18 protein-coding genes are annotated in these 16,762 nt (G+C 65.5%); 9 read left to right on the top strand and 9 right to left on the bottom strand.

The annotated features are described in order from the left end of the window. Positions 1 to 48 precede the first annotated feature (48 nt). Positions 49 to 621: a DUF1134 domain-containing protein gene (locus tag BLM15_RS00170; RefSeq protein ID WP_126109229.1), complete on the bottom strand. Its 573-nt coding sequence runs from the start codon at positions 619 to 621 to the stop codon at positions 49 to 51. Between the two features lie 320 nt (positions 622 to 941). On the opposite strand from BLM15_RS00170, the gene BLM15_RS00165 reads away from it, so the two are divergent. Beyond that, positions 942 to 1,322 carry a YHS domain-containing (seleno)protein gene (locus tag BLM15_RS00165; RefSeq protein WP_126109227.1) on the top strand — a complete coding sequence of 127 codons (381 nt, stop codon included), beginning with the start codon at positions 942 to 944 and terminating at the stop codon, positions 1,320 to 1,322. A gap of 22 nt (positions 1,323 to 1,344) precedes the next feature. On the opposite strand, the gene BLM15_RS00160 is transcribed toward BLM15_RS00165, so the two are convergent. Further along, a complete protein-coding gene (locus tag BLM15_RS00160) occupies positions 1,345 to 2,187 on the bottom strand; it encodes a 3'(2'),5'-bisphosphate nucleotidase CysQ family protein (RefSeq protein WP_126109225.1) in 843 nt (280 codons plus the stop codon). A gap of 273 nt (positions 2,188 to 2,460) precedes the next feature. On the opposite strand from BLM15_RS00160, the gene chpT reads away from it, so the two are divergent. From chpT to BLM15_RS00130, 6 genes are all read left to right on the top strand, one after another. Beyond that, positions 2,461 to 3,099 (top strand): histidine phosphotransferase ChpT, encoded by a 639-nt coding sequence (gene chpT / locus BLM15_RS00155; RefSeq protein WP_126109223.1) that lies wholly within the window; start codon positions 2,461 to 2,463, stop codon positions 3,097 to 3,099. A 122-nt stretch (positions 3,100 to 3,221) separates the two neighbouring features. Next, entirely contained in the window at positions 3,222 to 5,837 is a 2,616-nt protein-coding gene (locus BLM15_RS00150) for a hybrid sensor histidine kinase/response regulator (RefSeq protein ID WP_126109221.1), read from the top strand. Continuing rightward, entirely contained in the window at positions 5,834 to 6,337 is a 504-nt protein-coding gene (locus BLM15_RS00145; RefSeq protein WP_126109219.1) for a chemotaxis protein CheW, read from the top strand. Before BLM15_RS00150 ends, BLM15_RS00145 begins: the two co-directional genes overlap by 4 nt. Before the next feature lie 29 nt (positions 6,338 to 6,366). Beyond that, positions 6,367 to 6,732, top strand: a complete 366-nt coding sequence (locus BLM15_RS00140; protein ID WP_110488743.1) for a response regulator — start codon at positions 6,367 to 6,369, stop codon at positions 6,730 to 6,732. A gap of 47 nt (positions 6,733 to 6,779) precedes the next feature. Continuing rightward, positions 6,780 to 7,898: a chemotaxis-specific protein-glutamate methyltransferase CheB gene (gene cheB / locus BLM15_RS00135; protein WP_126109217.1), complete on the top strand. Its 1,119-nt coding sequence runs from the start codon at positions 6,780 to 6,782 to the stop codon at positions 7,896 to 7,898. Further along, positions 7,895 to 8,791 (top strand): CheR family methyltransferase, encoded by an 897-nt coding sequence (locus BLM15_RS00130; RefSeq protein WP_126109215.1) that lies wholly within the window; start codon positions 7,895 to 7,897, stop codon positions 8,789 to 8,791. Before cheB ends, BLM15_RS00130 begins: the two co-directional genes overlap by 4 nt. 153 nt (positions 8,792 to 8,944) lie before the next feature. Here BLM15_RS00130 and ctrA read toward each other — a convergent pair whose 3' ends face one another. After that, a complete protein-coding gene (gene ctrA / locus BLM15_RS00125; protein ID WP_091839107.1) occupies positions 8,945 to 9,646 on the bottom strand; it encodes a response regulator transcription factor CtrA in 702 nt (233 codons plus the stop codon). Positions 9,647 to 10,035: 389 nt separating this feature from the next. On the opposite strand from ctrA, the gene fliI reads away from it, so the two are divergent. Next, complete coding sequence (gene fliI / locus BLM15_RS00120; protein ID WP_442859475.1) at positions 10,036 to 11,328, top strand: flagellar protein export ATPase FliI; 1,293 nt, start codon at positions 10,036 to 10,038, stop codon at positions 11,326 to 11,328. A 5-nt stretch (positions 11,329 to 11,333) separates the two neighbouring features. Here the strand turns inward: fliI and BLM15_RS00115 are convergent, their stop codons facing one another. Next, on the bottom strand, positions 11,334 to 11,897 hold the full coding sequence (locus BLM15_RS00115; protein WP_164985384.1) for a TlpA disulfide reductase family protein: 564 nt from the start codon (positions 11,895 to 11,897) through the stop codon (positions 11,334 to 11,336). 157 nt (positions 11,898 to 12,054) lie between these two features. Further along, positions 12,055 to 13,224, bottom strand: coding sequence for an MFS transporter (locus tag BLM15_RS00110; protein WP_164547343.1), 1,170 nt, complete (start codon positions 13,222 to 13,224; stop codon positions 12,055 to 12,057). Positions 13,225 to 13,572: 348 nt separating this feature from the next. Between BLM15_RS00110 and fliJ the strand changes: the two genes are divergently transcribed. Further along, complete coding sequence (gene fliJ / locus BLM15_RS00105; protein ID WP_126109207.1) at positions 13,573 to 13,977, top strand: flagellar export protein FliJ; 405 nt, start codon at positions 13,573 to 13,575, stop codon at positions 13,975 to 13,977. 10 nt (positions 13,978 to 13,987) lie between these two features. Here the strand turns inward: fliJ and BLM15_RS00100 are convergent, their stop codons facing one another. From BLM15_RS00100 to BLM15_RS00085, 4 genes are all read right to left on the bottom strand, one after another. Further along, complete coding sequence (locus BLM15_RS00100; protein WP_126109205.1) at positions 13,988 to 14,602, bottom strand: GNAT family N-acetyltransferase; 615 nt, start codon at positions 14,600 to 14,602, stop codon at positions 13,988 to 13,990. A gap of 58 nt (positions 14,603 to 14,660) precedes the next feature. Further along, positions 14,661 to 15,290 carry a TetR/AcrR family transcriptional regulator gene (locus tag BLM15_RS00095; protein ID WP_164547342.1) on the bottom strand — a complete coding sequence of 210 codons (630 nt, stop codon included), beginning with the start codon at positions 15,288 to 15,290 and terminating at the stop codon, positions 14,661 to 14,663. A 328-nt stretch (positions 15,291 to 15,618) separates the two neighbouring features. Next, positions 15,619 to 15,834 carry a hypothetical protein gene (locus tag BLM15_RS00090; protein ID WP_126109201.1) on the bottom strand — a complete coding sequence of 72 codons (216 nt, stop codon included), beginning with the start codon at positions 15,832 to 15,834 and terminating at the stop codon, positions 15,619 to 15,621. 56 nt (positions 15,835 to 15,890) lie between these two features. After that, the gene (locus BLM15_RS00085) at positions 15,891 to 16,685 is read right to left on the bottom strand and encodes an NAD(P)H-dependent oxidoreductase (protein WP_126109199.1); all 795 of its coding nucleotides are present in this window, start codon (positions 16,683 to 16,685) and stop codon (positions 15,891 to 15,893) included. Positions 16,686 to 16,762 lie beyond the last annotated feature (77 nt).

The raw sequence follows: 16,762 nt of genomic DNA, 5'->3' as shown, positions 1-16,762 counted from the left end.
AGGCTGCCATGCCTTGCAAGATAAGACCAGCAGCCCCGAATTGTCAGATCAGAACGGGTTCCAAGTCGCCTCTGGCGTGAATTTCAGATAGCCGAGATTGACGCCGAGGCGCCAGCCGACGCCAGTGCGGATCGGCACGACCATCACGCCACCAGCCGTCAGCGCGGTGAAACCGAAGCCACCGACGAAGTAGACCGAGCCGTCGACCCCGCCGAAACGTTGGTAGAGCGCGCCGACGCTGGGCAGATTGTAGATCAGCATCATGGTGCGGGCGCCGTCGCCGCCGAAATCGAAGCCGACAGACGGCCCCTGCCAGTACACCTTGCGGTCGCCGGCATTGCGGGTGAACAGCGTGCCCTCACCATAGCGCAGCCCGCCCACAAAGGCGCCGGACGCTTCCTGGCCGAGGACATAGCCGTTCGGCTCGCCCCAGCGACGCACCGCTTCCTCGATCGTCAGGGCAAGACCGCGCGAGACATTGCCGAAGAACTGATGGCCGGAGGTGACCAGCTCGTTCTGCGAAAAGGAGCGCTCGCTCTGCTGAGCGGCGGCGGGACCGGCGGCGAGGCCTGCGCCGAGCAGCAGTGCGCTGGCGAGCAGGGTGCGGCGGGTATGGTTCATCTCATCGTCTCCAGGCAAGCGCCGGGCATGGGCATTCGGCCTCCTGCCGGGTGGCGTCGACGGTGGGTCGTGCGAATCCTCGTGACCACGGTAACCTCCTGGATACGCTGTATGTGTATCCAAGCGGTGAACTGCGGCGCAGAACGCGCCGTGACGCGACTTGAAGCCAAGGATTGGTGTCGATGAAGGCCGCAGCAAGGCATGCCGGGATTGTGCTCGCCGGCATCGGATTAAGCTGTGCGCTTCCCTTCGCGGTCGTAGCGAGCCGGGCGTCAGCCCTCCCTCCAGGCCTGCCGCAAATGCCTAGCCTCGGCGAGAGCATGCAGCGCGACAATCGTTCGGGCCTCGCTCTCTCTGGCTTCGATCCCGTCGCCTATTTCCTGAACGATGCCGCGGTGCCGGGACTGCCCGATTACGAACTGACCTCAGAAGGAATGGTCTGGCGCTTTGCCAGCGCCGCCAATCGCGACGCTTTTCGCGAGGCGCCGGAGGTCTATACCCCACGCTTCGGCGGCTTCGATGCCAGTGGCATCGCGGAGGGGCGCGTTGTCGATGCCGATCCGCGCCGCTTCGCCGTCATCGGATCGCGACTCTATTTCTTTCGCAGCGACGAGAACCGCCGGCGCTTCCTCGCTGAGGCGCCCTTGCGAGCGAAAGCCCAGGAACGCTGGCCTGCCGTGACGGTGTCGATCGCACGCTGAGTCCGCTCAGCAGCGGCAAGTCTCAGCAGCGGCAGGTCGCCGCCTTCTCGATCGCGAGCCTGGCCAGTCTCTCGCAGCTTGCCGCGACGAAGGGCGGATTGCGGAAATCGCGCCCGGCATTGCCGTAAACAGGCTTTTCACCGTCGAGGGTCAGCACCACTCCGCCAGCAGCCGCAAGGATGGCATCGCCGGCGGCGATGTCCCATTCCATCGTGGTGCCACCGCGCACATGCAGATCGGCCTCGCCGCTGGCGATGAGCCCGAACTTCACGGCCGAGGACACCGGCGCGCCCTCCCCCTTTGCAAGCGCGGCCGCAACACCGGCACTCACCGTGTCGCCGTGGAAACGGCTGACCAGCATGAGCGGCCCGTCTGTCGGCTCCGTACGGACATGGACTTCACGCGCTGCGCCCAGCGGCGCCGCGTCTGCGTCCAATGCCTGGGTGAAGCTCCGCTCTCCACCGTACCAGAGCCGGCCTATGGCCGGGGCGGCGAGTGCCCCGGCGAGCGGTCGGCCATCGTGGATCACGGCGATTGCAACGCAATAGCTATCGCCGGAGGCCAGGAACTCGCGCGTGCCGTCGAGCGGGTCGAGCAGGATGAAAACCGGGGCCGGGGCCACGTCGCCGACACTCTCTTCGCTGATCACCGGAAAGCCTGGCAGTAGCTCGGCGAGCGCCTGCTTCGCGGCGAAATCCGCAGCGAGATCGGCCGAGCAGACTGGCGATCCGTCGGCCTTGAGCTTGACGTCGCGCGCCGCCCGCTTCGCAAGCAGGACGGCCGCCGTGCGCCGCGCCGCTTCGCCGAGCGAGCGTGCCAGCCCGTCCCGGTCGCTCAGGCGTGGATCGTCGTGAGCGATGGCCATGTTCGAACCAGTCTCGCCGGCGCCGGATGCCGTTGCAGTGCGAATGCCGGGCGGCGCCTCCGGCGGTATCGCTCTGTTAGGTAGTGCATGGCGCGCCAAAGAAAAAGCCGGCTCGCCTTCTGGCAGCCATCTTGCCCCGGCATGCCGGAGCGGAACATTCCGGCCGTGGGCGCCTCCCGCTATGGTTAACCAGCTGCAAACCAGCGTAGCGCATGCTGCGCCATCGACATTGGGCGCGTACCGCCCTGATTCTCTTTATCGCAGGACCGGATCATGACCGCCATCTCGCTCGAGCCGCTCGATCTGGCCGCACTTCTCTGCAGCCGCGTCTGTCATGACGTGATCAGCCCTGTCGGCGCGATCGTCAACGCGCTCGAAGTGCTCGAAGAGGACGACCCCTCGATGAAGGATTTCGCGCTCGACCTGATCAAGAAGAGCGCGCGCAATGCCTCGGCCCGCCTGCAATTCGCGCGGCTCGCCTTCGGCGCGGCCGGCTCGGCCGGAGCGATGATCGACCTTGGCGACGCCGGCGCCGTCGCCAACGGCTTTCTCAACGACGAGAAACTGTCGCTCGACTGGGAGGCGCCGCGCGCCCTCCTGCCGAAGAACCAGGTCAAGCTGGTGCTCAACCTCCTCGTTCTAGCGACGCAGGCGATCCCACGCGGCGGCAAGATCACATCCCGAGCCACCGTCACCGGCGAGCAGGGCAGCTTCGCCATCACCGCGACGGGCTCGCATGCGCGCATTCCCGCCCATGTCGAGGAGCTGATTGCCGGGCGCTCCGAAAGCGGCGTCATCGACGCTCACGCGGTCCAGCCGCTCTATACCGGCCTGGTCGCCCGCGCCGCCGGAATGAAAATCGCCTTCGCGATCGAGGGCGATACCGTCAGTATCAATGCGGAAGCGGCCTGAGCGCCGGCAAAACAGCTCCGGCGAGCGTGATGTTGCGCGGTTTCCGCTCGCTCTCAACTGATCATAAACCCTTGCACCGCACTATCCGGAACAAATCCGTGATGTAAGTGAGCAGTCCGTGCATGGACGAGTTGCTACAAGAGTTTCTCGGCGAGACCGGCGAGCATCTCGATATGGTCGATCGAGAACTCGTCCGCTTCGAGCAGGAGCCCAATAACGGGGATATCCTGCGCAACATCTTCCGGCTCGTTCACACGGTCAAAGGCACCTGTGGCTTCATCGGCCTGCCGCGGCTCGAAGCACTGACGCATGCCGCCGAATCCGTCATTGGCCAGTTCCGCGACGGCGCGAGCGTCTCGTCGACTGCAGTCACCGCGATCCTCGAGACCATCGACCGGATCAAGGAGATCATGGCCGAGCTCGCCGAGAAGGGGCAGGAGCCGCCAGGCCATGACGGCCAGCTGATCGACGAATTGCGCGGCCTCGCCCAGCGGGCAAAGCAGGAGCTGGCCGCCCGGCAGACACAGCCACCGCTCGATCCGGTCGCAGCCTATCTCGCCCGCACCGCAGGAACTCGCCCGGCAGAGCCTGCGCCCCCGCCCACCTCGGGTGCGGCGGTGGACGAGATGGATCTGGTCTTTCGCGCGGCGCCGAGCCCGCTCGACCAACCCGGACAGGCTCACGGCGATACTGCCCGGGACTTGAAGGCGGCTGGGCCGGCAACACTGCGCGTCAATGTCGACACGCTCGAGCATCTGATGACCATGGTCTCGGAGCTGGTGCTGACCCGCAACCAATTGCTCGAGATAGCCCGCCGGCAGGAGGATGCTGGCCTGAAAGGACCGCTGCAGCGGCTCTCGCTGATCACCGCCGAATTGCAGGACGGCGTGATGAAGACGCGCATGCAGCCGATCGGCAATGCCTGGTCGAAGCTGCCGCGCATCGTCCGCGATCTCTCCACCGACCTCGGCAAGAAGATCGAGCTGGTGACGGAAGGGGCCGACACCGAGCTCGACCGGCAGATCCTCGAACTGATCAAGGACCCCCTCATCCACATGGTCCGCAACTGCGCCGACCATGCGATCGAGGAACCACAGGAGCGCGCTGCGCTCGGCAAGCCCGAAATGGGCACGATCCGGGTATCGGCCTATCATGAAGGCGGCTCTGTCACGATCGCGATCACCGATGACGGCCGCGGCATGGACACCGCCCGGATCCGCCGCAAGGCGGTGCAGCGGGGATTGGTCGGCGAAGCGGAGGCAGAACGGCTGAGCGAGACGCAGGTCCTGCGCTTCATCTTCCATCCGGGCTTCTCGACCTCCGATACCGTCTCCGCCATTTCCGGACGCGGCGTCGGGATGGACGTGGTCAAGGTCAATGTCGATGCAATCGGCGGCATGATCGACGTCGCCAGCATCGCTGGTGCAGGCACCACCATAACGATCAAGATCCCGCTGACGCTTGCCATCGTCTCGGCTCTGATCGTCGCGACCGCTGGCCAGCGTTTCGCCATCCCGCAGGTGGTTGTGCGCGAGCTGGTGCGCGTCAAGGCCGGCGGCGAGCACAGCATCGAACGCATCAACAATGCGCCCGTGCTGCGACTGCGCGAGCGGTTGCTGCCAATCATCGCTCTCGCCGGGGTGATGGACACGGCGAGCGACGCCATCGTCGACGATGGCTTCATCGTCGTGACGCAAGTCGGCGAGCGCCAGTTCGGTATCCTCGTGGAATCCGTGTTCCACACCGAAGAAATCGTCGTCAAACCGATGTCGACCCGGCTGCGCCATATCCCGCTCTTTTCGGGTAACACCATTCTCGGCGACGGCGCAGTGGTGTTGATCGTCGATCCCAACGGGGTCGCGCGCCTGGTCGGCGTGGCGGCGCCTCAGGACGAAGCCGCCTCGGACATCTCGGCCGAGGCTGCCCTCCCCGTCGAACGCACCACGATGTTGGTCTTCCGGGCTGGCAAGGATCGGCTGAAAGCCGTCCCGCTGTCCCTGGTGACGCGACTTGAAGAGGTCGATGCCGGGCTGTTCGAGACCGGCGGAGGACGCACGCTGCTCAATTATCGCGGTCGGCTGATGCCGGTCGTTCCCATCGAAGACGTCCAGCTCCGGCAGAGCGGCTTGCAGCCGCTGGTGATCTTCTCCGAGGGCGACTTCAGCATGGCGCTGGCAGTCGACGCCATCGTCGACATCGTCGACGAAGTGCTCGACATCGAGATGCTGGCCATGCCCGAGCACGGACTGCTCGGCTCGGCGATCGTCAGAGGCCGCGCAACTGAGATCCTCGACCTCGCGCACTACCTGCCCAAGGCCAATCCCAACTGGCTGCATGTGCGCCGCAGCGGCATAGGCGGACCGCGCGTCCTGCTGGTCGAGCCGTCCGAGTTTCTGCGCGAGATGCTTGCCCCCGTACTGAAAGCCGCCGGCCTGCAGGTGATCCATGTGGCCGACCTCGCCATGGCGGCCGGTCTCGCTTCTGGCAGCACCGAGCTGAACGCCGTCGTGATCGATCTCGACCGCAACGCCGAGGCCGCCTTCGCGCTCGCCGCACGGCTGCGCGCCGAAGCCCGGCACGCCGATCTGCGCATCATCGGGCTCGCAAGCTTGCCGACACCCGAGCTGCACGTCATGGCTGCACAGGCGGAGTTCGACGAAGTCGTTGCCAAGTTCGATCGGCGCACGCTGATTGCCGAGCTCGCCGAGACCCGGCCCAAACTGAGGCGAGCCGCATGACCGGCACAAGCAACGATAGCGAAGCCGGCGTCGCGGCCTTCGAGGATTCGCTCGACTATGTCACCGTCACGGTCGGCGGGCAGCTGCTCGGCCTGCCGATCGCGCGCGTCCAGGACGTCTTCATCGCCACCCGCGTCACCCCGGTGCCCCTGGCGCCGAGCGAGATCGTCGGCCTCATCAATCTGCGCGGGCGCGTCGTCACCGCGATCTGCATGCGCCGCCGGATGGGTCGCGTCGACGCCGCCGCTGCGCCCGCCGGCGTTGACGGACGCGAACTTACCGCAGTCGGCATCGATCAGGGCGGCGAAGCCTTCGCGCTCATTGTCGACACAGTCGGCGAAGTAATGCGTCTCAGCCGTACGACCTTCGAGCCCGTGCCGATCCATCTCGATCGAGCCTGGGCTGCCCTCGCCAAGGGTGTTCACCGCCTCGACGATCGCCTCCTGGTCGTGATTGACGTGGATGCTGTCCTCAACATCGAACTGCCGGTCGCCGCCTGACGGCAAGCGCCGCTGCCTGGAGTCACGCCATGAAATATTGCCTCGTCGTCGATGACTCCGCCGTCATCCGCAAGGTTGCCCGCCGTATCCTGGAAGGGCTGCAGTTCCGCATCGCTGAAGCCGAGGACGGCGCGCGCGCGATCGACGCCTGCAAGGGCGAGATGCCGGACGCCATCCTGCTCGACTGGAACATGCCGGTGATGGACGGCTACGATTTCCTGCGGAATCTGCGGCAAATGCCCGGTGGCAAGCGCCCGAAGGTCGTGTTCTGCACGACAGAGAACGACATCGCTCATATCGCCCGCGCCATGCACGCCGGCGCTGACGAGTACATCATGAAGCCGTTCGACAAGGAGATCGTGGCCTCGAAATTCCATCAGGTCGGCCTGCTCTAGAAGTCGCACGGCACACGACATCCCCGCACTCGGGCCACACAATCGCGATGATCACGGTGCCGAACCTAACCAACCAGGCCGGTATGCGTCCGAGCACAGTCGTGATTGCCGACGATTCCATGGTCGTGCGAGGACTGTTCGCGCGCTGGCTCGGTGAAAGCGGGCGCTTCCATGTCGTCGGCGTCGCCGGCGACGGCGAAGCGGCGATCGAGCATGCCGGGCGCCATCATCCAGACCTCATGGTGCTCGACCTCGACATGCCGGTGCTCGACGGTGTCGAGGCCTTGCCCAGAATCGTCAAGCAGAGCCCCAGGACCGCTGTCCTGCTGACGACCACACTCACCGAGCGCAATGCGAAACTCGCGCTGCAATGCATGAGCATGGGTGCCGTCGACGTCCTGCCCAAGCCGGATAGTCGCAGCGGCCTGACGCTGTCGCTGGGTTTCCGCAGCGAGCTCCTGGGCAAGCTGGGCAGCATTGCGCAGACCCGGTTGCGTCACGGCGACGTCAGCGGCGAGGCTGGCCATGGCGCCTCGCCACCAAGCGGCATCGTCGACCTACGCCCGCTGGTGTCGGCAATGCCACGCTATCTGGTGATCGGCGCCTCGACCGGCGGGCCGCGGGCCGTCGCGCGCGTCCTCAGCGATCTCGGCGATGCGGCGGCCAACCTTGTCGCGCTGGTCGTCCAGCATATGCCGCCGCTTTTCACCGCCTCCTTCGCCGAGCAGATTTCTGCGCAGCTCGGGCTGCCGGCACGCGAACCACATGACGGCGAGCGGCTCGCCCGTGGCACGATCTATGTCGCGCCGGGAGGGCGGCATCTCGGAATCGAGCGGAAGCTCGGCCATATCGTCGCCAGCATCAGCGACAGCCCGCCGGTGCATTTCTGCCGGCCGGCTGTGGATGTCCTGTTCAATGAAGCCGCGCGCCATCTCGGCCCGGCCGCCCTCGGCCTGATCATGACCGGGATGGGCAGCGACGGCACGGAAGGAGCGACCGCGCTGCGCCGTGCCGGCGCTGCAGTCATTGCCCAGGACGAGCCCTCGAGCACGGTCTGGGGCATGCCGGGCTCGGTGGTGCGGGCGAGGCAAGCAAGCGCCGTCCTGCCGCTCGGCAACATCGGCCCGGCCATCCGGGCGCTCGTCGGTGGGAGCCATCCCATATGACCGAGCTGGATTTCGATTTCCTGCGCGTGCTCCTGCAGCGGCGCTCAGGCCTTTTTCTCAGCACGGAGAAGCGCTATCTCGTCGAGAGTCGGCTCGGCATGCTCTGCCGGCGGCGCGCAATTGCAGGGATACCGGCGCTGGTCGCGCAATTGCGCAATTGCCCCGCTTCCGAGCTCGAAGCGGCCGTCGTCGATGCAATGACGACCAACGAGACGCTGTTCTTCCGCGATCGCACGCCCTTCGACCTGTTCCGCGACATCCTCCTGCCCGAGAAGCTCGCCGCCAATGCGCAAAGCCGGACGCTGCGCATCTGGTGCGCTGCGGTCTCGACCGGTCAGGAGGCCTATTCGCTCGCCATGCTGCTCGACGAGTTGGCTGACCGCCTCTTCGGCTGGACGGTCGAGATCCTTGGTACCGATATTTCCGCCGACGTCCTCGAGCGGGCGCGTCAGGGGCTTTACAGCCAGTTCGAGGTGCAGCGCGGCTTGCCGATCCAGCTCCTGCTCAAGCATTTCCGGCAGGAGGGCGACAAATGGCGCCTGTCCGAGCGCATTCGCGACAAGGTCGACCTCAAGCAGCACAATCTGCTGGAGCCGAATCATCAATTCGGCCAGTTCGACATCATCTTCTGCCGCAACGTGTTGATCTATTTCGATGTCCCGACCAAGGCGCGCGTGATGGCCGCCCTCGCCGGACGGCTCGCGCAGAACGGCGCCTTCATCCTCGGCGCCGCCGAGACCGTCATCGGCATCACCACGACCCTGGTGCCGGACGCGCAATATCGCGGCGTCTACCGCGATGCCGCTTCGACGGCACAGGCACGGCGACCGGGCTTTGCCGCGACAGCAGAGCGCAGCAGCGCGCTTCCTCCGCTCAAGATCGTCCGGACCTGACGCTGGACGATCTCACCGGCGTTCGACAAAGCTGGCGTCGTCGCCAAACAAAAACCCCGCCTCTCGGCGGGGTCCCCGTTCACCTGTCGTGTACATCCGACGATCAGGCGATCTAACTCTTAGGCGTCCATGATGACGCCGGAATGACGGGTCTCAGGCCGGGATGCGTTCTTCGACTTCGCTCGGCTCGCGCAGCACATAGCCGCGGCCCCAGACCGTCTCGATGTAGTTCTTGCCGTCGGAGGCGTTCGCCAGCTTCTTGCGCAGCTTGCAGATGAAGACGTCGATGATCTTCAGCTCGGGCTCGTCCATGCCACCATAGAGGTGGTTTAGGAACATTTCCTTGGTCAGCGTCGTGCCCTTGCGGAGCGAGAGCAGCTCCAGCATCTGGTATTCCTTGCCGGTCAGATGCACGCGCTGGGCATCGACCTCGACTGTCTTGGTGTCGAGGTTGACGACGAGGTCGCCGGTCGTGATCACCGACTGGGCATGGCCCTTCGAGCGGCGGACGATGGCATGGATGCGGGCGACCAGTTCGTCCTTGTGGAACGGCTTGGTCAGATAGTCGTCGGCGCCGAAGCCGAGACCCTTCACCTTGTCCTCGATGCCGGCGAGACCGGAGAGGATCAGGATCGGTGTCTTGACCTTGGCGACGCGCAGAGAGCGCAGCACCTCATAGCCCGACATGTCGGGGAGGTTCAGGTCGAGCAGGATGATGTCGTAGTCGTAGAGCTTGCCGAGATCGACGCCCTCTTCGCCGAGATCGGTCGTGTAGACGTTGAAGCTCTCGGACTTCAGCATCAGCTCGATGCTTTGAGCGGTCGCGCTATCGTCTTCGATCAGCAGAACCCGCATGTCACGTCCCCAATTTCGCCCCGAGGCAGCGATCCCGTTCATTCCCCCAAAACCCTCGTGGTCCTGGAGACGAACGCTTGCCCGATGAAACGCCACGCGACACGCTACGGGGAAATGGTTAACAAACCCTGATTCCCGGGCGCAAGTGCTTCTTGGCGAAAGGTTGACGATCCTTGTCGAGGTGAGTCGAATTTGACACGGATCGTACGAGCTTCAGCCGCGAATGCACCTTTCGCGTAAGCTCGCGTCGAGGAATCAGGCGCAAATCGCTTAACTCTTCGACGCAGCTTCGAAACGCAGTGTTAATCACTCAGCTTAATGAAAGGTTTACGGCGGGGATCATGAGCGGCGCTTCGGCAGGCCAGGACCGGTTATCCACACTCGCCGCGATGATCGGCGAGCTCGAGGCCACCTCGGTCTATGGCCGCGTCACCGCAGTGCGCGGCCTGCTGGTCGAGGTCTCCGGCCCGATCAGCGCGATGAGTCTCGGCGGCCGGGTCGGCATCGAGATCGCGTCCGGGGTCCGCGTTCCCTGCGAAGTCATCGGCTTTTCCGGCGAAAAGGCGCTGGTCATGCCCTATGGCGGGCTCGACGGCGTCCGCCGCGGCTGCCCGGCCTATGTCGACCGCACCGTCGCGGGCCTGCGCCCGACCATGGCCTGGCTCGGCCGCGTCGTCGATGCACTCGGCAGGCCGGTCGATGGCGGCCCGCCGTTGCCGCAGGGCGAGTTCACCATCCCCTTCCGCAACGATCCGCCGCCTGCCCATGCTCGCCGGCGCGTCGGCGCGCCGCTCGATCTCGGCGTGCGCGCCCTCAATACCTTCCTCACCTGCTGCCTTGGCCAGCGCATGGGCATCTTCGCCGGCTCCGGCGTCGGCAAATCGGTGCTGCTTTCGATGCTGGCACGCTATGCGCGCGCCGACGTCAACATCATCGGCCTCGTCGGCGAGCGCGGCCGCGAGGTCCAGGAGTTCCTCCAGGACGATCTCGGGCCGGACGGCCTTGCCCGCTCGATCGTCGTGGTCGCGACCTCCGACGAGCCGGCCTTGATGCGTAAGCAGGCGGCACTGACGACGCTGACGCTCGCCGAATTCTTCCGCGACCAGGGCCGCCAGGTGATGTGCCTGATGGATTCGGTCACGCGCTTTGCCATGGCGATGCGCGAGATCGGCCTCGCCGCCGGCGAGCCGCCTACGACCAAAGGCTATACCCCGACTGTCTTCGCCGAACTGCCGCGCCTTCTCGAGCGCGCCGGCCCCGGCACCGGCGACGGCGCGATCACTGGCCTCTTCACCGTGCTCGTCGACGGCGGCGACCATGACGAGCCCGTCGCCGACGCCGTACGCGGTATCCTCGACGGCCATATCGTCATGGAGCGCTCCATCGCCGAACGTGGCCGCTATCCGGCGGTCAACATCCTGAAATCGGTGTCGCGCACCATGCCGCGCTCCTGCGATCCGCTCTATTATCCGGTCGTGCAGAAGGCGCGCGCCACGCTCGCGACCTACGCCGACATGGAGGAACTGATTCGGCTCGGCGCCTATCGCCAGGGTGCTTCCGCCGAGGTGGACGAGGCGATCCGGCTCAACCCCGAGCTCGAGGCCTTCCTGAAGCAGGCCAAGGACGAGGCGACCGGCCTCGCCGATGGCTATTCCCGGCTCGCCCGAATCATGGGGATGTAAGCGCCCTACAGCCGCCCGACATGATCAAGCAGGGCGGCCGCCTGGGGCGACGCCCAATCCGTCTCGCCGAGCATATAGCCGCGCACACCACCACGCCGGTCGGTGACATAGACCACGGGCAGCCCCTCGGCGGTCGACAGCGGCTGCCCCGCCCCTGACGCAGCAATGGCCTTGCCGGCACGATCGTAGAAGACCGGCAGCCGCCTGACGCCGAGGCGCCCGAGATAGCCCCTGACGTGAGAAAGCTCGCGTTCATCGGTGCTGATGGTCACGAGCTCGACGCCCCTCGCCTTGAAACCGGCGAGCTGCCGCTCGAAGCGCGGCAAGGTGATTCGGCAGACCGGGCACCAGGTCGCCCAGAGATAGATGAGGCAGACCTTGCCCGGCACCGGCCGGGCGATGGCGGACTTGCCATCGAGCCCTTGCAGCGCGAGCGGCACCATGGTCTCGACCGGATCGAGCTCGATGAATTGGTAGCGGGCCGTGCGGAACTGCGGCAGCCGCTCCTCGGCCAGCCCCGGTGCAGCAAGCAGTCCGAGCGTGGCCTGCAGGGCAAGGCGGCGGGTCAATGAACAGGGCGGCATCAAGTCGTATGCTCGGTCTTATCAGGAAGGTCGCGTGATAGGGCGGCACGCGCCATGCCCCTATGCACGATCGCGTCAGTGACGCAGCCGAGCATGTCGTTTCCGGGGCGGCGCTAGCTCCTGAGCCTGCGCACCAGGACGATCATGGCGAGCAGGGCAGAGCTCTGGACGCCGACACCACGAGCGTGCCCGATGCGCCCAGCCGCTCGACCATAAGCGCGAACAGCAGCGGCGCCGCCGCGAAGGTGAGATTCTGCGGCACTGTCAGGCGGCCGAGCATCGCGCCGAAGCCTTTGCGGCCGAACAGCGCCAGCGGCAGGGTCGCGCGCGCGACCGCGATCACCCCCATGGCGGCACTGAACAGCATGACGAAGGCGATCGCGATAGCACTCGACCCTGGCGCAAGCGCCATCAGCAGACAGGCCGCCGGTCCGAGCGCGAGCCCGGCCAGAGCCACGCGCTCGACCGGTAGATGTTCGCCCGCAACCGCATCGACCGCCCGCGCCACCAGGGTCGCCGGGCCGCTCAGCGAGGCGATCGTCACCGCGCTCACCGCGCTGATGCCAGCGCCCTGCATCAGTCCGATGATATGCAGCGGCAGGCCCCATGATACGAGCCCACTCGCCGAGAAGCTCAGCGCCAGCAGCCAGAAGATCGGTCGCCGCTCGCCAAGCGGGACCCTGCCCTGCTCTTCGGCCGGCATGGCCGATGGGCCGGGTTCAGCCAGCGGCTTGGCGCGATAGGCCGGGATGGCAAGATGGATCGGCAGCACGACCACGAGCTGGATGGCCGCGAAGACCATGAGACAGGCGCGCCAGCCAAAGTCGGCACTGAGCCAGGCGGTCAGCGGCCAGAACACGCTGGAGGCAAGGCCCGTCACCAGCATCATCAACCCGATCACGCGGCGGGTGCGCTCGCCCACCAGCTGCGCCACCGTGACGTTGCCGGTGTTGGCGAGCTGCATCGCATGGCCGATGCCGATCACGAACCAGGTCGCAAGATAGCTGATCGGGCCCTGAGCCAGCGCCAGCAGTGCGAGCCCGAGGGCCGAGATCACCGCCCCCAGCGCCATGGCATGCCGCGTGCCGCGCCGGTCGAGATGGCGCCCGAGCAGAGGGGCGACCGCAGCTCCAATCACCAGCAGGATCGTGATCCCGCCGAAAATGACCGCTGGTCCGAGCTTGAGCTCACGTTCGAGATAGCCCGCCAGGACCGAAGGCGAATAGTAGATCGAGCCCCAGCCGATGATCCGCGTCAGGGCTAGTCCGCTCAGCAGCAGACTGTACTCGGGAAGGCGGCGCGAGGCGGGCAAGGACGTGTCCGGCGCGCCGATGCGCGCCCCTTGTTTTGATTCGCATCAGGTTAGCGCGAGCCACGCTCTGTCGGCAGAGCCTGCGACGCACCCGTTGCATGCATCGAAAGCGAGCGATCCTGGTAAGGAACGATCAACCTCCTTGCGCCATTGTGATTTTCGTCTCGCGGAGGTGTTCCGGTGGCGGGCCGAGGGGTCGGCGCGCCACCAGGGTCGGATTTGATCAGGTTGAACCAACCCGATCGGTGAATCCGTCTCTGAACGAAAGTTGAAGACCGTTCTACCGGCGAGCTTGCGATGCAAGCAGACCGGAACGGGCTCGATGCGTAATCAGGAGTTGGGCACGACATGAAGTCGCGAGAGACCCTTTTGCGTCTCAAACGCTTCCAGGTGGACGAAAAGCGCCGCCGGGTAAGCCAGATTGAGATGATGATCGCGGAATTCAACCGGATGGCGACCGATCTCGATCGCGAGATCCAGAACGAGGAAACGCGTGCCGGTATCTCCGATCCCGGCCATTTCGCCTATCCGACCTATGCCAAGGCGGCGCTTGGGCGTCGCGACAATCTGCGCCAGTCCGCCGACAACCTGCAGGGCCAGCTCGACGAGGCCAAAGGCGAGCTGCAGGAAGCCTTCGAGGATATGAAGAAGGTCGAGATCCTCGACGATCGCGAACGCGCTTCCGAGCGCGCCGCCGAAGCCGCCCGCGATCAGGCGATGATGGACTCGATCGGCCTGCGCTCGCGCGTCTGAAGACGCGCGCCTATTCGATCACCGGATGATGCGGGACGGTGCTGCGCGGCATCGCCCCGTGCAGGCGTGGGTCATCATCGACCTCGACGCCACGCTTGAACGCCGTGAAGCCCGAACGCTGATAGAACTCGACCGCGCCCTGGTGGTCGAGCGTGCAGGTATGCACCCAGAATCGGCCAATCGGCCTTGCCCAGGCGCGTTCCAGCGCCCGGTTCATCAGCCAGCGCCCGGCCCCCTTCCCGACGACGCTCTCATCCAGCCCGAAGAAGGCGAGCTCGCCCTCGCCCTCGACCCTGAAGTCGAGCTCGAGCAAGCCGACGTCACGCCCGTCGAAGCGCACCGCGAAAAAGTCGACGGCCGGGTCGGAGAGGATCGCCTGGAGTTCCGCGACTGGCTTGACCAGCCGGCTGAACCACATCCAGCGCTCGCCGAGCAGGCGATAGACCGCCAGATAGCGCGCCACGTCCTCGCGCCCGATCGGCTCCAGCGAAAAACCCTCGACGCCCGGCGGATCAGACCGTCGCGTCGGCGCTGAGAACATCTCGAGCGAGGTCACGATCGCGGCGATCTTGCCGGCCGGCAGATCGGTGGTGCCGTTCAGGCTGATGGCGAAGGTCTCGGACATGGCTTCCGGTCGGCAGATGGCATCGGTGACCGCGTTGCACGGCCGTGTCCCCTACCTGCTACTGCCTGGCGCCGATTCCGTCGAGAAGGGTCACGACGGCCAGTTTCGCGATCTGCTCGCTGCTGGCGCCGCTGGCGCGACTCCATTCCGGAACCCGGTTGAGCCCTCCGAGGAAATACGGCACCAACAGGCGCAGATCGTGCCCAGCCGCAGCTTCACCGCTGGCAATTCCGCCGGCGAACAGATCGTGCCAGAGCTGGGCATATTTCTCGCGCATCTTGCGGCTGCGCCGCTTGATGACGAGCGGCAAGTGCTCGTAGACATGCATGTACTTCTGGTCCTTGCCGACCAGACTGGCGATATGCACCTCCACCGCCGCCGACAGCCTCCGCGCGAAGGGAGCTTCCTTGGGCAGATCGCGGATCGTCCCTGCGACACGCGCATAGAGTGTCTCGATCCCCTGATTGAGGATTTCTTCGACGATCTCGTCCTTCGACTTGAAATGGTAGTAGAGACTGCCCGCCTTCATATCGACCATCGCCGCCACAGCCCGCATCGTGCAAGCATCGTAGCCCTCGCGAACGATGATCTCTGCCGCGGCGTCGAGAATCTCGGTCCGCATCGGCTTTGGCTTTGCCGTCTCCACCGAACCGGCCCCGCCCGGCCGTCTTCCATTACGCGCTTTCATCCTGGATCCGCCCGTCCCCGGCATCCGCGACGATCCGCCCCCTCCGAATCGATCATGCACCTATCCGGAAGCGCATGATTGCCGTCACTACTTTCCCTTGCGCGAAGGATCAAGGCGACAACCTTGCCGTTCAAACCGAAAATCCATAGTCATCGCGCAAACATTAAACCAAACGATAGTTTGGACTGACTTGCGACGAGTATTTCAGCTCGGTTTTGAGTCTGCTGAAGTCACGCAAATCTGCTCACCATGCAAGATGTACGTGCGCATATCGAGCGGCCCGTGCAGCCCGCGCTATGCTGATTGTTCGGCTCGCTGAGCTCGACCCTCAGCGCTTGCCAGATGCATCTTTCCGCTCATGCTTGCCGGCAGCCAAGCCTTCAGGATCATCCGGCTCATAGGGGGCATGCGGACCGGTCGGGTGAGCGGAACGTGGATTCGGCCCCGCGCGCCGCTGGTCCTGCTCACCGGACTGTCCCGGGCGCTGCGCAGTCACGAAGGCAGCGGGCGTATCGGTCGGGCGATTGCTGTGCTTGTTGGGCATGGGGCGATCCTCTCGTTCAGAGAACCGCCTCAGGCCATCCGTGTTCCGGATGCCGGCTATTCTGCCGCGCTGGTGTCGGCGTGAAGCGAGAAGCCGACCGCGCCCGGCTCACCCAGTTCAGGACGCAGAGTCATCGCTGGAATGAGATAATCGCCGAAGTTCTGGCGGCGATAGGGAATAGGCGCGGTGGTCGCCAGCGTGCGCATGCGCTCGCGCAACCGCGCGGCCGCCCGCTCGAAATCCGCCTCCTTGAACCGGTCGACCCGGTAGACGACATGAGGTGGCAGCACTTCATAGCCGGGATAATAGAGGATGCCGTGATTGATCGGGAACAGCAGGTCCTCGATCGGCCCGTTGATGCCGCGCGGCGAGTAATGCTCCTCCCAGCCGCCAGCCGTGACGATCAGCATGGCGCGCTTTCCGGCCAGCGTGCCCTCGCCGAAGCGATTGCCCCAGCGCTTGTCACTGTGTTCGCCGACGCCATAGGCGAAGCCATAAGCGAAGACCCGGTCGACCCAGCCCTTGAGGATCGCCGGCATCGTGTACCACCAGAGCGGAAACTGCAGGATCAGCATGTCGGCCCAGAGCAGCTTCTCGATCTCGGCCTTGACGTCGGCGGTCAGCGTCCCCTCGCCGAAGGCCTGTTTCGAGGCTGCGCCAGCGGCGAAGTGCTCGCCCTCCGGCCAGCTCGGGAAATCAGCGCGATCGACTTCCGACTTCCAGCCCTCGGCATAAAGGTCGCTGACGCGAACCTCATGGCCCTGAGCCTCCAATTGGGCAACAGCGACATCGCGCAGCGCGCCGTTGAGCGAGCGGCGTTCAGGGTGGGCGAAAACGAGCAGGACCTTCATGGGACAGCCTTTCCGGATAGGAACCGGCTTCCGAGCTAGGTGCTGTTTCAGCGTCACGCTATAGTGGCAAAATGCAT

Source organism: Bosea sp. Tri-49 (genome assembly GCF_003952665.1).
Lineage (GTDB): Bacteria > Pseudomonadota > Alphaproteobacteria > Rhizobiales > Beijerinckiaceae > Allobosea.
This window is presented reverse-complemented; position numbering and strand designations above follow the sequence as displayed.

Excerpts from the sequence above, each read along its gene's own strand:
- BLM15_RS00145 (WP_126109219.1), top strand. The coding sequence starts at position 5,834 with ATGACCGGCACAAGCAACGATAGCGAAGCCGGCGTCGCGGCCTTCGAG.
- fliI (WP_442859475.1), top strand. The coding sequence starts at position 10,036 with ATGATCGGCGAGCTCGAGGCCACCTCGGTCTATGGCCGCGTCACCGCA.
- BLM15_RS00090 (WP_126109201.1), bottom strand. The coding sequence starts at position 15,834 with ATGCCCAACAAGCACAGCAATCGCCCGACCGATACGCCCGCTGCCTTC.
- cheB (WP_126109217.1), top strand. The coding sequence starts at position 6,780 with ATGATCACGGTGCCGAACCTAACCAACCAGGCCGGTATGCGTCCGAGC.
- BLM15_RS00160 (WP_126109225.1), bottom strand. The coding sequence starts at position 2,187 with ATGGCCATCGCTCACGACGATCCACGCCTGAGCGACCGGGACGGGCTG.
- BLM15_RS00150 (WP_126109221.1), top strand. The coding sequence starts at position 3,222 with ATGGACGAGTTGCTACAAGAGTTTCTCGGCGAGACCGGCGAGCATCTC.
- BLM15_RS00100 (WP_126109205.1), bottom strand. The coding sequence starts at position 14,602 with ATGTCCGAGACCTTCGCCATCAGCCTGAACGGCACCACCGATCTGCCG.
- BLM15_RS00170 (WP_126109229.1), bottom strand. The coding sequence starts at position 621 with ATGAACCATACCCGCCGCACCCTGCTCGCCAGCGCACTGCTGCTCGGC.
- BLM15_RS00130 (WP_126109215.1), top strand. The coding sequence starts at position 7,895 with ATGACCGAGCTGGATTTCGATTTCCTGCGCGTGCTCCTGCAGCGGCGC.
- BLM15_RS00140 (WP_110488743.1), top strand. The coding sequence starts at position 6,367 with ATGAAATATTGCCTCGTCGTCGATGACTCCGCCGTCATCCGCAAGGTT.
- BLM15_RS00085 (WP_126109199.1), bottom strand. The coding sequence starts at position 16,685 with ATGAAGGTCCTGCTCGTTTTCGCCCACCCTGAACGCCGCTCGCTCAAC.
- ctrA (WP_091839107.1), bottom strand. The coding sequence starts at position 9,646 with ATGCGGGTTCTGCTGATCGAAGACGATAGCGCGACCGCTCAAAGCATC.
- chpT (WP_126109223.1), top strand. The coding sequence starts at position 2,461 with ATGACCGCCATCTCGCTCGAGCCGCTCGATCTGGCCGCACTTCTCTGC.
- BLM15_RS00095 (WP_164547342.1), bottom strand. The coding sequence starts at position 15,290 with ATGAAAGCGCGTAATGGAAGACGGCCGGGCGGGGCCGGTTCGGTGGAG.
- BLM15_RS00165 (WP_126109227.1), top strand. The coding sequence starts at position 942 with ATGCAGCGCGACAATCGTTCGGGCCTCGCTCTCTCTGGCTTCGATCCC.
- fliJ (WP_126109207.1), top strand. The coding sequence starts at position 13,573 with ATGAAGTCGCGAGAGACCCTTTTGCGTCTCAAACGCTTCCAGGTGGAC.